This is a genomic window from Trueperaceae bacterium (assembly GCA_036381595.1).
Taxonomy (GTDB): Bacteria; Deinococcota; Deinococci; order Deinococcales; family Trueperaceae; genus DASVCN01.
In genome coordinates this window covers 56,443-70,615 of sequence record DASVCN010000034.1, presented here as the reverse complement: position 1 = coordinate 70,615, position 14,173 = coordinate 56,443, and the positions used below count along the sequence as shown (strand labels likewise).

Genomic DNA, 14,173 nt, shown 5'->3' with positions numbered 1-14,173 from the left:
TCTCACGCCGCACCGCCCATGATGCCGCGAGGCCGCAGCAGCAGCACCAGCAGGAGGATGAGGAAGGCGAACGCCTGGCCGTAGTCGGCAGAGACGTAGGTCGTGCCGAACTCTATGCCCAGACCCACCAGCAGAGCCCCCAGCATCGCCCCGTAGGGGCTTCCGATGCCGCCCAGCAGCACGGCCGCGAAGACGACCAGCAGGAAGCTCCAGCCCATGACCGGCTGCAAGGCGATCTGGGTGATGGCGAGGAGGACTCCGCCCAGGGCTGCGATAAGCGACGATACGAACCAGGTTGCCGAGAGCACCCGGCCGGTGAAGATCCCCGACGCTCGAGCGAGATCGGGGTTGTCGCTGGTGGCTCGCATCATCTTGCCCACGTCGCTGAAGTGGAGCATCAGGTGGATGGCGAGCATGGCCCCGAGCGCCACGACGATGACCAGCACCGGGATCTTGGGGATGAACAGTTCCCCCAGGTCCCAGGGGCGCATGAGCGGCAGCGGGAAGCGGATCGGGGTAGAGCCGAAGAGCATCCTCACGAGGTTCTGGAGGACGAAGGCCAGGCCCACGCTGGTGACGAGGAGCGGCAGGAAGCCGCGGTTCATGAGCGGATCGAAGAACACCTTGGCCAGCAGGGTGCCGATCGCGCCCACGACCAGGGTGGCCACGATGACGGCGAGCGGCAGTCCCATGCCCAGGGAGACCGCCAGCACGGTGAAGTAGGCGCCCAGGGTCAGCAGTTCACCGTAGGAGAAGTTGATGAAGCGGGTCACCCCGTACGAAAGGGAGAGCCCGACCGCGCCCAGACTGATGACGGCGCCGGTCGCCAAACCGAATACAAGTGTCTGCAGGAAGATAGTCACTCGAGGGGCTCAGAAGAGGGGATGGCTTCCGCACCGTTGGAACGGGCGGGAGCCACCCCCGATCGAGGAGTCGTTACTGAAGCGCGTCCGCGGGGATGATCGCCTCCGTCACCCACTCACCGTCCTCGACGTGACGGATGCCGAACGGCGCGGTGATGTTGCCGTACTCGTCGAAGTCGATCGGTCCCACGAGGCCCTGATAGTCGATCTCGTTGCCCGCTTCGAGCGCCTCCTTGCCCTCGGTGTAGCTGTGGACCACGACCTTGTCGGCGCCCGGATCGGTCACGGGGCGGATGTTGGCAGCCAGCGACTCGCGGCTGATCTCTTCGCCGTTGAGCTCGGCGCGCAGCAGCGCGAGGGCGATCACGTTCATAGCGTCGTAGGTGTTGGTGCCGAAGATCTGCACCTCCTTGCCGGCGTACTCCTCGAAGCGGGCCCGGAACTCCTCGTTGAGCTGGGCGCTGTCCGGGTCGGCCACCTCCTCGAGGCCGTAGATCCCCTCGGCCAGTTGGGCGGTGACCAGCTCGATGAACTCCGGATTCGTCTGGTCCTGGGTCACGAACCAGCCGCCGTCGTAGCCCGCCTGGAACGCCGCCTGCATGATCCGGGCCGAGTCCTCGGGCGTGCCCACCAGCACGATCAGGTCAGGATCGCTCGACATCGCCTCCTGCACTTCGCTACGGTAGGAGGCCTTGCCGGGCGTGAACTCTATGGTCGCCGCGACGGGCGCGCCGTAGTCGTCGAAGGAGCGCTGGATCGGGTCGCGGAAGGAGATCATCGCCGGCGCCTGGCCCACCATCAGGACCGGGTTGCTGAACGGTTCGTCGGCGGCAAGGTACTGAGCGTCGGTGGCCGCCCTGGCGATCGCCCGGCCGCCCAGGGCGTCGGAGGGCACGGTGCGGAACAGGTAGGTGCGGTCGAGCATGTCGAGGGCGGTGGTGCCTGCCGTCGGGGTGACGATGGGCACTCCGTTGTCGAGCACGACCTGGCGAACCCCGGCGAAGGAGAGTGAGGTGGGCCCCACGAGGCCGACGACCCCGTCGACATTGACCAGTTTCTGGGCAGCGGTGAAGCCGGCGTCGACGGTGCCCTCGGTGTCGCCCTGCACCAGTACGATGTCGCGGCCGCCGATCCCGCCGCTCTCGTTCACTTCGTCGGCGATCATCTGGGCGACGGGCTGCACGTTCGCGCCCACCCAGTCGTACTCGCCGGTGAAGGGGAGGAGCAGTCCGATCTCGATCTGTTCCTGAGCGAGAGCGAAGGCCGGCAGGGCCAGCGCCACGAACGAAGCTACCAATGCGCGTCTGATGGTTCCGATCATCGTTCCTCCAGGATTTTCGAGACCCAGCAGTTTTGCCTGGTTGAGCGGGAGTATAACACCGTGAGAAATCCCCTCAGAGAGTGACCGATGTACCGGTCTGCGCTGCTCCTGCTTCATAAGTTGGAGCGACTCCACCGCAACCACAGGAGCAGGGGGGCTGATGAAGGAAGACACGAAATACCGGGCTCCAACCGGGGTCCTGCGCGCGATAGCGGCCGCGGTGCTGCTGGTCGCGCTGGCCGGTTGTTCCACCCTGACCGACCTGTTCCCGGGCGGCGCATCGGATCTCGAGTTCGTCGAGCCGCGCGCCGGGAGCCAGGTATCGGTGGGCAACAGCGTGCCGGTCCGGGTCGATACGAGCGCGGTATCCACGCCGTTGGAGAGCGTCCACCTGGAGGTCAACGGAGACTGGGTGGGAGTGCTCAGCGACAGCGATGGCGACGGCGACTACACCGGGAGTTTCATGCCAACCCGAGAGGGTCGCTTCCGCCTCAGTGCCATCGGCATCGGCGAAGATGGTTCGATCCGCCGGGGGACTATCGAACTGGTGGGAGGGGACCACCCGGGTTTCAGCATCGTGATGATCCCCGATACCCAGTCGATGATCGAGATCCAGAGCAACACCATGTTCTCGCAGATGACCGGTTGGATCGCCCAGCAGCAGGACGCGCTCGACATCGAGTTCGTGACCCACGTGGGCGACATCGTCGAACACGGATCCAGCGGGAGCGAGTGGAGCAGGGCCGACGCCGCCATGGACGAACTGGACGGCGTGGTGGCCTATAGCACCACGGTGGGGAACCACGACTATGCCGACCGCAACAACAAGGAGTCGTCCACGGCGCTCTACCGCCAATATTTCGGCTCCCAGCGTTACAGCGGATACGGCTGGTATGGCGGCGCCGGACCGAGAGACACGAATCACTATCAGATCTTCGATGCCGGCGGCCAGCAGTTCCTCCACCTGGCGCTCGAGTGGGAGGCTCCCACGGACGTCCTGACCTGGGCGCGGGGGATCCTGGAAGCGAACCCGGGCATGCCGACGATCATCACTACTCACGCTTACCTGTGGGACAACCCCGGGGCGATGGGGCACTCGACCATCACCCAGAGCGTGACTTCGAGCGGTGACCCTTACCCGGGCAGCAGCAGCGGCGAGGAGATCTACCAGGCCTTGGTGCGGCCCTACCCGCAGGTGTTCATGGTCTTGGGCGGCCACTTCCACATGGGGCCCGACGGTGAGGACGGCGAGTACCACCAGGTGAGCAGCAACGATGCAGGTCTGCCGGTCTACGAGATGCTGGCCGACTACCAGACCTGGGAGAACGGCGGCCAGGGTTGGCTGCGCATCATCCAGTTCATCCCCGGAGGGGGCGCGGGCGGGCTCGATCGGATAGCCGTCCGCACCTACTCACCGGTCCTGAGCAGGTACCAGACCGATGCGAACAGCCAGTTCCACTTCGACCTCTCCTTCGCCCAACGCTTCGGCATCGATTGAGGAGGGACTCCTGAATCGGAGGCGGCGCCGGCAGCACACAGTCCGGCGCCGCCGCCTGGCTGAGCCCTAGCGAACCTCGCTGCCGTCGGCGAGGTCGCGTTCGAGCTGGACGAGGCTGAGGTTCCCCTGTTCGTCCTCGGCGGCCAGGATCATCCCCTGCGACAGGACGCCGCGCAGCTTCACCGGTTTCAGGTTCGCTACGACGATCACCTTCCTGCCCACGAGTTGCTCCGGCGAGTAGTGCTCACGGATGCCGGAGACGACCGTGCGCTCCTCGGGCCCCAGCTTCAGCCTGAGCACCAGCAGCCGGTCGGCCTGGGGGTGCTGGCTCGCCTCGAGCACCGTCGCCACCCGGAACTCGAGCTTGCCGAAGTCGTCGATAGTCACCTCGGCCTTGTGCTCGAGCGGCTTCTGCTCCTGAGCCGGCGGGCCAGCGTCGATCGACTTCTGTAACTCACCGAGATCGATGCGGGGGAAGAGGGGCGCACCGGGCCTGGTGACGGTGCCAGCGGGCACCGAGCCCCACTGTGCGGCCGCGGCCAGCTTCGTCGCCGGTTCGATGCCCAACTGGTCGAACAGCTCCATCGCCTTCTCGGGCATGACCGGCTGCAGCAGGATGCCGGCACAGCGGAGCGCCTCCACGCAACCGGTGAGCACGGTGTCGAGGCGCCCGGAATTGGCCTCGTCCTTGACCAGCTCCCACGGCTGGGTGTCGCTCACGTACTTGTTGGCCTTGCGTACCGCTTCCAGCACCGCTTCGATGGCCCGGTCGAACTGCAGCGAGTCGACGTAGCCGTCCACCGTTGCCGGCAGCTCACCGAAGGTGTCGCGCAGCGCCTCGTCCTCGGGCGCCAGCTCGGCGAGCCCCGGCACCTTGCCGTCGCGGTAGCGCTTGAGCATGCCGAGTGTCCGGTTGAGCAGGTTGCCCAGGTCGTTGGCGAGGTCCGAGTTGATCCTTTCGGCGAGCCCAACCTCGCTGAAGGTGGCGTCGAGTCCGAACGTCATGTCGCGCATCAGGAAGTAACGGAAGGCGTCGTTGCCGTACTTGTCCTTGAGGTCGAGGGGGCGCACCACGTTGCCCTTGCTCTTGCTCATCTTCCCCTGGTCGGTGAGCCAGTAACCGTGCACGTTGAGGTGCTGGTAGAGGGGCAGGCCAGCGGCTTTGAGCATGGTGGGCCAGAACACGCCGTGCGGTTTGAGGATGTCCTTGGCGATGAAGTGCTCCACGTGAGGCCAGTAGCGCTCTTCGATGCCACGTGAGACGAGCGCCGACCAGTAGTTGATGAGGGCGTCGAACCAGACGTAGGTGACGTGCTCCTCGTCCCAGGGCAGAGGGATGCCCCAGGGCACGCGCGAGCGGGGCCGGCTTATGGAGAGGTCGCCCACCGGCTCGCGGAGGATGCCGAGCACCTCGTTGCGGTACCGGTTGGGGCGGATGAGATCGGGGTTGCGCTGCAGGTGCTCGCGGAGCCACGGACGGTACTTCTCCATGCGGAAGAAGTAGTTCTCCTCGCTGCGGTACTCGAGCACGATGTCGTGCTGCGGGCAGCGCCCGTTCACCAGCTCCTTCTCGGTGTAGTAGCGCTCACAGCCGGGGCAGTAGAGGCCGCCGTACTCGCCGAAGATGATGTCCCCGTTGTCGTACACCCGCTGCAGCACGTCGAGGACCACCTTCTTGTGGCGCTCCTCTGTGGTGCGGATGAACTCGTCGTAGCTTATGCCCAGCTCATCCCAGGTGGCGCGGAACTTGCCGGCGATCTCGTCGGTGTACTCCTGCGGGCTCTTGCCCGCCGTCTGCGCCACCTGGAAGATCCGCTCGCCGTGCTCGTCGGTGCCGGTGAGGAAGAAGGTATCGTCTCCCCGCAGCCGGTGGTAGCGGGTCACCACGTCCACCAGGATGGTCGTGTAGGCGTGCCCTATGTGGGGCTCGGCGTTGACGTAGAAGATCGGAGTGGTGGCGTAGAAGACGCCCGTGCCCTCTCTGCTCGCGGCCTCCTTCGCTGTTGCCGTTTCGGTCGTCATCGGGTCCTCCGCCTCGAATGGATCAGGTCGATCTGGCCAGGTCAAAAAAGCGGGCGCCGCAGCACGGCGCCCTGACTCAGAGGAGCGTTGTCGCTCAACCGATACCAGGGCTCCGTTTCAGCATTCGCCATGCCATATCGGGCGCACTATAGCACGTGCCTGGCGGCCGGTCGCCCGCGTGACGCGGCCACGGTGTCCCGCCGGTCCAGGGGACCGAGCCGGCCCGTGCAACAATGTCCAGCCATGGCGGAATTGCGGGATCTGCCGACTGCCATCCAGGACTTCTGGCGCGCGCGCCGCAGGGCGAACATGCGCGAGGCCCTCTCCTTCCTCCGACCCGAACCGCGACTGCTCTCCTACGAAGAGGTGCGCAAGAAATTGCGGGCCGTCGAGGCGGGCGGCGCCCGGCTCGAGGAGGTTCCCCTCGACGCGATCGTGGGAAGCCTCGGCCGCTACAACGACTTCACCCGCGGGTTCCTGCCTCGGCAGGACAGCGACAAGGAGCGCTGGGCGCGGGTGCTGGCTGCGATGACCAGCATGGAGGGGGTTCCCCCTATCGAGGTCTACCGGGTGGGCGACGCCTACTTCGTGAAGGATGGGAACCACCGGGTGTCGGTGGCGCGGCAGCTGGGCAGCAAGTACATCCAGGCCTACGTGACGCCGGTCCGCTCGCGGGTCAAACTCACCCCCGACGTAGAGCCCGACGATCTGATCATCAAGGCCGAGGAGGCCGAGTTCCTGCTCGAGACCCAGATCGACGAGCTCCGTCCCGAGGCCGATCTGACCGTCACCGCCCCCGGCAGCTACGCCGACCTGCGTGAACACATCTCGGTGCACCGCTACTACATGGGGATCGATCGCGGCCGCGAGATCTCCTACCCGGAGGCCGTGGCCCACTGGTACGACACCGTCTACCTGCCGGTCGTCGAGAGCATCCGCAAGCACGGTCTGCTGCGGGGATTCCCGGGCCGCACCGAGACCGACCTCTACCTCTGGCTCTCGGAACACAGGGCGGCGCTCGAGAAGGAGCTCGGCTGGGCTCTGCCCACCGAGGCCTTAGTGCAGGGCGTGGCCGAGGAGGTGGGTTCCGAGACGGAGGCGACCCAGGAGCGGCGCGAGCGTGCCCTGCGGGTCGCGCTGGGGGAGGAGCACGGTTTCGAGCGGATCTGCGCCGACGTGCTGGTGGCGCTCCCCTCGCTCGACCGCGGAGTAGCCGCCCTCGAGCAGGCTCTCATCGTCGCCCGTCGGGAGGGCTCGAGGCTCTACGGGCTGCACGTCACCGAGACCCGCCGCGGCTCCGGCGTCGGCGACCGGCGCACGGGCGAACGGGGCGGCCGGGAGCGGCGTGCTGAGGACCGGGGCTTCGAGGCGAGGAGCGATGGGAAGAGCGAGGTCGAGATCCTGCGGACGACGTTCGAGGAGCGGTGCTGCAGAGCGAACGTGCCCTCACAGTTCGCCGTCGCCGTCGGTCACCCCCACGAGCGGCTGCTGGAGCGCTCGACCTGGGTCGACCTCGTGGTTGCGCCGCTGAAGGCCGACGCCGACGGCATCGCCACCCTCTCGCCCGGCTTCCGCTCCTTCCTGCGGCGCTGTCCGCGGCCGGTGCTCACCGTGAACGGGCCGGCGGTAGGCGTGGAGCGGGTTCTGCTCGCCTACGACGGCGGTCCCCGGGCCAACGAGGCCCTCTTCGTAGCTGCCTACGTCTGTGCCAAGTGGGGGATCCCGTTGGTGGTGATGACGGTGAACGAGTTCTCCCAGGTGAGCGCGTCGCCGCTCGAGATGGCGCGCTCCTACCTCGACGCCCACGGCATCGATGCAACCTACATCGGCACTCGTGGGAGGGTAGCCACGGCGATAGTCGAGACGGCTCGTGAGGAAGGGTGCGATACCGTCATGATGGGCTCGTACAAGTTCAGCCGCTGGCTCGAGTCGATGCTCGGCGGCGTACTGGAGGAGGTGCTCAGGCAGTTCCGGGGCGCGGTGCTGGTGGCGTAGCCTCGAACGACGTCGTGGTCACGGGCGGCGCGCGTAGCGTCTGGAGGACGACGCAGTACCGCTCGGTGAGGCGGAGCAGCGTCTCCAGCTGATCGCGATCGGCGTCGGATTCCAGCTCGAATCGCAGCCGCAACTCCCTGAAGCCCACCAGCGCCTCCTTCGAAACGGCCAGAGTCCCCCTGAAGTCGAGATCGCCCTCGGCATGCACGGTCCCGCCTGCCACTTCGATACCGAGCGAGGTGGCGACCGCGCGGAGGGTGACACCGGCGCAGGCGACCAGCGCTTCGAGGAGCATGTCGCCCGAGCAGGCCAACTCGCCCTCCCCGCCGCTGGCCGGGTGGAGTCCCGCCTCCACCAGCGCCCGGCCGGTCTCGACGCGGCAGCTCACGCCCTCGCCCAACCTGCCCTCGGCGCGCAGCGTCACCACCGCGCTCTCGGGCGCTTCGCGATACTTCTCCTTGAGAGGGGACTGCCTGCTCCTGAGCGTTTCGCGGTCCATCTGGCCTCCAGCGCTTGGGGGTCGCCCCACCATAGCCGTTCGAGAACCGGTGTGCTGCACACTGGTCCAAGGCGTGCTGCTGCCCCAGACTGTGACCAGCCCCCGAGGAACGGAGAGGTCATGAACTGGGATCAGGTACAGGGTCGATGGAAGCAGTTGCAGGGCGAAGCCAAGAAGCAGTGGGGGAAGCTGACCGACGACGACGTGCGTCAGGTCGAGGGGAACCGCGACAAGCTGGCAGGCAAGATCCAGGAGCGCTACGGCCGCACGAAGGAGGAGGCGCAGCGCGAGGTCGACGAGTGGATGGAGCGGATGGAGTCCTGAGGCTCAGTCCTCTCGAAGGCTTCGCCTGAGAGGCGAGAAGATCGTCTCCAGCACGGCCAGCAGGGCGAAGAGCAGGGTAAGCGCCGCCAGGCCGGCGAGGCCGGAGACGCCCGACGCCAGCGGCAGGAGCGCAAGGGCCGATGCAGCCACGGCGAGGCGGGGCACGCTGAGCCTGCCGATGTCGCGGTACCAGAAGGCGGTGTGGCCCAGCAGGTAGAGGGCCGGGCCGCCGCACAGCGCGGCGGCGGCGATCGGCCCCAGCGGCGACTGTCCGTGGAGCACCGTCTCTTCCAGCCCGAAGGCGGTGACGATGATGCCGGCGACGATCGGAAGGTGCAGGTAGAGGTACGAGTCGCGAGCCAGCACGTTCCGGTCGGTGCCCTTCGCCGCCTCGAAGCGCTGTTCCGAAGCGAGCGTCACGTAGTCGAAGTAGAGCCAGCCTAGGAGGGCGATGAGGGTTATGGCCAGGAGGGCCGAGAAGAGCACCTCCGGTGGCAACCTGAACTCGTCCGTGCCCACGCTGAAGCCGGTCGCCAGGATCGTCTCGCCCAGGGCGATGATCACGATGTGGCGGTAGCGCTCCACGAAGTGCACGGTGTGCAGCCTGACCCCCGGCACCCCGCGGACGAGCGGCATGGCGTAGTCGACGGCGACTCCGGCGAACCAGAGCGGGATCCGGTACGGCTGGTCCAGGAACCCGGCGACGAGCAGCAGCGCGGGCCCGCCCAGGAGGCCGGGTAGCAGGTCGAGGGTCCGCCTGCGGGTCTCCTCGCCGGCGCCGAGCGTGGAGAGGCCGAAGTGCAGGGCGTTGAGCAGGAAGTAGCTGACGCCGAACAGCGCCGCCGCCTGATCGAACGCCTCCCGGATGGTCAACCCCAGCACGAAGGTGACGACGGTGGCGACGAGGATCAGGATCCGCTCGGCCAGGACCTGCTCGACGGGCACCGTTACCGTGAGCCACGAGTACTTCGTCCAGGCTCGCCAGAGGGCGGCCAGCAGCAGGGCCGCCTGGAGCACGCCCGTCCAGCTGGTGTGATCGGAGAGGAACGCGGTCAGCTGCGTGAAGGCGTAGACGAAAACCAGGTCGAAGAACAGTTCCAGCGGGTTGAGCACAGGTCCGCTTCCGTTCTCCGTCGCTCGGTTCACGCTGCTTCCGATGCTGGGCGTCGATCGCCGCCCGCACAATGGCGGGGCGTACCCTGTGACATGGCGGGGCCTACCCTGTGACTCGGCCTCCGCGCGGGGAGATGGCGATCTCCCCAGGCGCGGCGAGCCGACAGGGCAAGTGATCGGTTCGTCTCGGTACGGACGCAATCGGCGGGGCATTTGCTACTCTGTCAACTCATGGCGAAGAGCAAGGGCCTAACTCCGCAGTCCGAGGATTTCAGCGCCTGGTACAACGAGATCGTCTACAAGGCCGACCTCGCCGACCTCGCCCCGGTTCGGGGCTCGATGGTGATCAGGCCGTACGGCTACGCGCTCTGGGAGAACATCCAGCGCGAACTGGACGCGATGTTCAAGGCGACGGGCCACCAGAACCTCTACTTCCCGCTGCTCATCCCGGTCAGCTTCTTCGCACGTGAGGCCTCGCACGTGGAGGGCTTCTCGCCCGAACTGGCCGTCGTCACCCACGCCGGCGGCAAGGAGCTGGAGGAGCCGCTGGCGATCAGGCCGACCTCGGAAACGATCATCGGCGAGATGTACGCGAAGTGGATCCAGAGCTACCGCGACCTGCCGCTCCTCTACAACCAGTGGTGCAACGTCATGCGCTGGGAGCTGAGGACGCGGCCGTTCCTGCGCACCACCGAGTTCCTCTGGCAGGAGGGGCATACCGCGCACGCCACGGCCCAGGAGGCGTTGGCCGAGACCCGGCAGATGCTCGAGATCTACGCCGACTTCGCCGAGAACTTCGCGGCAGTGCCCGTGATCAAGGGGGAGAAGACCGAGGGCGAGCGGTTCGCGGGAGCGCTCTCCACTCTCACGATCGAGGCGATGATGCGCGACACCCGGGCCCTCCAGTCGGGGACCAGCCACTACCTGGGCGAGAACTTCGCGCGCGCTTTCGACATCACCTTCAACGACGAGAACAACGAGCAGGCGTACGTGCACACCACCTCGTGGGGTTTCTCGACCCGCTTCATCGGGGCGATCATCATGACCCACGGCGACGACCGGGGACTCATCCTGCCACCGCGTCTCGCCCCCCACCAGGTCGTGATCACTCCGATCTTCCGCTCCAGCGACGAGGAAGCCCGGCAGACGGTCATGGCTCAGGTGGACAAGCTCCGTTCGGCCATGGTGGATCAGGGGGTGCGGGTCCACGTCGACGACCGCGAGGGGATGAGTCCCGGCTGGAAGTTCAACGAGTGGGAGCAGAAGGGCGTCCCTCTGCGGATCGAAATTGGCCCCAAGGATCTGGAGAAGGGCACCGCCCTGCTGGCCAGCAGACTCGAGGAGGAGAAGCGCGAACTGCGCCTCGAGGAGATCGCCGACGGGATGACGGCCGAACTGGCGAACTTCCACGAACGGCTCTTCGAGCGTGCGAGGAAGTTCCGCGACGAGCACACCTACCACGCCGAGACCTATGACGAGCTCAAGGAGATGGTCCAGCACGGCTTCGTCTACGCGACCCACTCGGGCGACCCGGACAGCGAGAAGCGCATCCAGGAGGAGACCAAGGCCACGGTGCGCTGCCTGCCCCTCGAGGGTCCGAGCGCCGAGGGCAGCAACTGCATCCACACGGGCAAGCCGAGCGGCTATCCGAGGAAGGTCATCTTCGCCAAGGCCTACTGAGGACGGCAGTGGAGGCATGGGTCGGTCATCGCTGCGGCTCGCCTTGGGTTATCCTTTCGTCGAATGACCGACCCTGCCAGGATCGAACAGGAGATGCGGATCCGCAGCGCGGTGAACCAGTGCGCCGACAAGGCCGGGGTTCTGGCCCGCTGCCGTCCGCCACGCCGGGCCAGCGACGTCACCATGGTGTTCCTCCGCGGAGCCCGCGAGAAGGTCCTGGCCCTGCCGCTGCAGATCTTCGACGCGATCAAGGAGTACGACGTCGAGATCGTGCGCAGCGGCGGCGAGGGGGACCGCTACCTGCTGGTCCTCGCCATCACTCAGGCGCTGGTCGAGCAGAACGTTCAGGTGCCCGAGAGGCGCGCCAAGCTGCGGCGCCGGTTGAGCCGCGAACAGTCGAACGGCGACGATTGAATCCGAACCGTTGGCGGCAGCGCCCGCACGGATCGCAGGCTCTCGGCTACGAGCGCTGAAGAAGCGAAAGAATACCCACTTGCATATTCTGAATGCGAGTGCTACGATTCGCATCCGGAGCCGCCGAGGCGGCCGTGCGGAAGAGCGTGAAGCGTGTCCGCGCGGGTCTCGAGCGGCAGGGTTCCCAACCCGGAAAGGAAGGTGCAGTCGAATGGTCGAAAGAGGAGTAGCCGTCTTCAGCGAAACGGCGCCGCTGATCGTCAGCGTCTGCGCCATCCGCGCGATTCGGGAGAACTCTGGGCCTGCGCCGAGCTGACGCTCGCTGCCATCCCACGGTTCCCCGGCGCCAGAAACGCCGGGTTTTTTATGCCCCAGAACAGACAGGTCGTCCCCTCGGAGGGAGGTGGAGTGATGATTCCGCAGCTGAACCAGCATGTCGTCAACAGCCGTCTGGAGCTTCTCCAGCAGCACAGTCGAGCGGCGCAACTGAAGCGAGTCGGCTATCGCGAGAACCGCGAGCCGCGCATCTCGCGTCACTGGGCGAACCGCTAACCGGGCCGGCCACAGCGAGAACGGGTACGGGTCCGGATCACCGCGAGTCAGACAGGCCGAAGAGTACGGCCGAAGAAGGGTCTGAGATGTACTTGAACGAATCGTTACTGAAGAGACTTGCCCAGGACCGGACCCGTGAACTGAACCGCGAAGCCAGGCGGGTGGCGCAGCTCAGGCAGAGGGAGCTCGCCGGCGGCTGGCGCGCGAAGGCAGCCCACTCGCTCATGGCGCTCGCTGAGCGGCTCGAGCCGGGGGCGTCGAACGCGAGCCACCGGAACCTGGCACGGCACTGAGATCGACCCCGGAAGAGGGCTGCGAACCTTCGACCGGGGCCGTTCCATCGGAGGCGCAAGCTGGTCAGGAGACCGCTTGCGCCTCTTCTGCCAAGTTCTTCATCTCGCCCTGCCCCAGGTAGATGTCCATCACGTTGTGGAGGAACCCGATCGCCTCCTCCTTGGGTCGCTGGAACGAGTTGCGGCCGATTATCGAGCCGAAGCCTCCGCCCTCGTAGATGCCCCGGATGTCGCGATAGAACATCTCCTCGCTGGCCTTGCTGCCGCCCGAGAAGATGACGATGCGACGTCCGTCGAAGGCGCTCTGCACCACGTGCCGCACACGATCGGCGACGGTGTCGATGGGGATGCCGTGCTCCTCGTACTTCTTGCGGGCCGAGTCGTTCTCCAGGTGGTCGCTGGGCAACTTCACCTTGATTATGTGGGCGCCCATCTGGGCCGCCACCTGAGCGGCGTAGGCGACCACGTCGATCGCCGTCTCGCCCTTCTTGGAGAGGCCCGAACCGCGCGGGTACGACCAGACGACCACCGCAAGGCCGCTCGCCTTGGCTTCCTCGGCGATCTCGCGCAACTCCTCGTACATCGACTTGAAGTGGGCCGAGCCGGGGTAGATGGTGAAGCCTATCGCCGAGCAGCCCAGGTAGAGGGCATCGGCGACCGAACCGGTGACCGAGGGGACGGGATCTTCGCCATCGGGCGCCAGCGAGTCGTGGTTGTTCAGCTTGAGGATGAGCGGGATCTCCCCGGCCCGCTCGGCCGCTCCCGCCTCGAGGAAGCCGAGGGGCGCCGCGTAGGCGTTGCAGCCAGCGTCGATGGCGAGGTCGAAGTGATAGAGCGGGTCGTAGCCGGCAGGGTTGTCGGAGAAGCTACGAGCCGGACCGTGCTCGAACCCCTGGTCGACAGGCAGGATCACCATCTTGCCGCTGCCCGCCAGGCGGCCGTGTCCCATGATCCGGGCCAGGTTGGCCTGGACGCCCGGTGGCTGAGAAGCGTAGTTGTCGAGGATCCGCCGTACCGCGTCGGTCATCTTCCCTCCTCCAGTCGCTGGGGCAGGGCCAGGCCACGCGTGTCTCTCGCGTTCGAACTTTCGCGCTCGGCCCCACCGTTGCGAGAACAGAGTTCGCTCAACTCTAAACCGCGAACGTGCCGCCGCGGAGTGCCGATGCGGCTCCTGCCCTAGTCCTCGCGGATCCGGTCGAGGAGCCCTTGCACCTGCCGCCAGGTCAGGTTGCTTAGGGTGCCGCCGTCGTAGTTGAACGCGAACGGATCGTCGCCCTGGAAGCGGGCGCGGATGAGGTCCCAGCGCATGCCGCCTCCCTTGAGGGGCTGATACAGGACGACAGATGCTCCGAACCGGTTGTCGAATCGGTAGATCCGCTGGCGCCACTCTTCGAAGAACTTGAGGATCGAGGTCAACTCTTCCGGCATCTTGCGCCGCCGAACCAGCCGGTACGGACCCTCGTAAACGAGATGCCGGCTGTGACGGTCCCTCAGCTCCGCAAACAGTTCAGCACTGTCCATATTCGATTCTAAAAGGCGATGGCGGCCATACTGCTGTAACCGTCGCAACTCCTTCTTCACCCTCTTCTCACCCGCTCC

General features: G+C 66.5%; 14 protein-coding genes. 7 read left to right on the top strand and 7 right to left on the bottom strand.

Translation table 11 applies throughout. The features are described 5' to 3' along the window. Positions 1 to 2 precede the first annotated feature (2 nt). Positions 3 to 863, bottom strand: coding sequence for a branched-chain amino acid ABC transporter permease (locus VF168_12175; protein ID HEX7004932.1), 861 nt, complete (start codon positions 861 to 863; stop codon positions 3 to 5). Between the two features lie 73 nt (positions 864 to 936). Further along, positions 937 to 2,184: an ABC transporter substrate-binding protein gene (locus VF168_12170; GenBank protein HEX7004931.1), complete on the bottom strand. Its 1,248-nt coding sequence runs from the start codon at positions 2,182 to 2,184 to the stop codon at positions 937 to 939. 160 nt (positions 2,185 to 2,344) lie between these two features. Between VF168_12170 and VF168_12165 the strand changes: the two genes are divergently transcribed. Continuing rightward, the gene (locus tag VF168_12165) at positions 2,345 to 3,682 is read left to right on the top strand and encodes a metallophosphoesterase (GenBank protein ID HEX7004930.1); all 1,338 of its coding nucleotides are present in this window, start codon (positions 2,345 to 2,347) and stop codon (positions 3,680 to 3,682) included. A 66-nt stretch (positions 3,683 to 3,748) separates the two neighbouring features. Here the strand turns inward: VF168_12165 and metG are convergent, their stop codons facing one another. Further along, positions 3,749 to 5,704, bottom strand: coding sequence for a methionine--tRNA ligase (metG, locus tag VF168_12160; GenBank protein ID HEX7004929.1), 1,956 nt, complete (start codon positions 5,702 to 5,704; stop codon positions 3,749 to 3,751). A gap of 243 nt (positions 5,705 to 5,947) precedes the next feature. Here metG and VF168_12155 point away from each other — a divergent pair, with 243 nt between their 5' ends. Continuing rightward, complete coding sequence (locus tag VF168_12155) at positions 5,948 to 7,699, top strand: universal stress protein (GenBank protein HEX7004928.1); 1,752 nt, start codon at positions 5,948 to 5,950, stop codon at positions 7,697 to 7,699. Here the strand turns inward: VF168_12155 and VF168_12150 are convergent. Then, positions 7,665 to 8,198, bottom strand: a complete 534-nt coding sequence (locus VF168_12150; protein ID HEX7004927.1) for an OsmC family protein — start codon at positions 8,196 to 8,198, stop codon at positions 7,665 to 7,667. The genes VF168_12155 and VF168_12150 overlap by 35 nt on opposite strands. A 120-nt stretch (positions 8,199 to 8,318) precedes the next feature. Here VF168_12150 and VF168_12145 point away from each other — a divergent pair, with 120 nt between their 5' ends. Next, complete coding sequence (locus VF168_12145; protein HEX7004926.1) at positions 8,319 to 8,522, top strand: CsbD family protein; 204 nt, start codon at positions 8,319 to 8,321, stop codon at positions 8,520 to 8,522. Between the two features lie 3 nt (positions 8,523 to 8,525). Here the strand turns inward: VF168_12145 and VF168_12140 are convergent, their stop codons facing one another. Continuing rightward, positions 8,526 to 9,668 carry a low temperature requirement protein A gene (locus VF168_12140; protein ID HEX7004925.1) on the bottom strand — a complete coding sequence of 381 codons (1,143 nt, stop codon included), beginning with the start codon at positions 9,666 to 9,668 and terminating at the stop codon, positions 8,526 to 8,528. A gap of 198 nt (positions 9,669 to 9,866) precedes the next feature. Here VF168_12140 and proS point away from each other — a divergent pair, with 198 nt between their 5' ends. From proS to VF168_12120, 4 genes are all read left to right on the top strand, one after another. Further along, positions 9,867 to 11,315: a proline--tRNA ligase gene (gene proS / locus VF168_12135; protein ID HEX7004924.1), complete on the top strand. Its 1,449-nt coding sequence runs from the start codon at positions 9,867 to 9,869 to the stop codon at positions 11,313 to 11,315. 63 nt (positions 11,316 to 11,378) lie between these two features. After that, positions 11,379 to 11,729, top strand: coding sequence for a hypothetical protein (locus VF168_12130; GenBank protein HEX7004923.1), 351 nt, complete (start codon positions 11,379 to 11,381; stop codon positions 11,727 to 11,729). A 411-nt stretch (positions 11,730 to 12,140) separates the two neighbouring features. After that, entirely contained in the window at positions 12,141 to 12,281 is a 141-nt protein-coding gene (locus VF168_12125) for a hypothetical protein (protein HEX7004922.1), read from the top strand. Between the two features lie 86 nt (positions 12,282 to 12,367). Further along, on the top strand, positions 12,368 to 12,574 hold the full coding sequence (locus VF168_12120) for a hypothetical protein (protein HEX7004921.1): 207 nt from the start codon (positions 12,368 to 12,370) through the stop codon (positions 12,572 to 12,574). Between the two features lie 64 nt (positions 12,575 to 12,638). Here VF168_12120 and VF168_12115 read toward each other — a convergent pair whose 3' ends face one another. Both VF168_12115 and VF168_12110 read right to left on the bottom strand, forming a co-directional pair. After that, positions 12,639 to 13,601, bottom strand: coding sequence for a class I fructose-bisphosphate aldolase (locus VF168_12115; GenBank protein HEX7004920.1), 963 nt, complete (start codon positions 13,599 to 13,601; stop codon positions 12,639 to 12,641). Between the two features lie 149 nt (positions 13,602 to 13,750). Beyond that, positions 13,751 to 14,095 carry a hypothetical protein gene (locus VF168_12110; GenBank protein HEX7004919.1) on the bottom strand — a complete coding sequence of 115 codons (345 nt, stop codon included), beginning with the start codon at positions 14,093 to 14,095 and terminating at the stop codon, positions 13,751 to 13,753. Between the last annotated feature and the right edge of the window lie 78 nt (positions 14,096 to 14,173).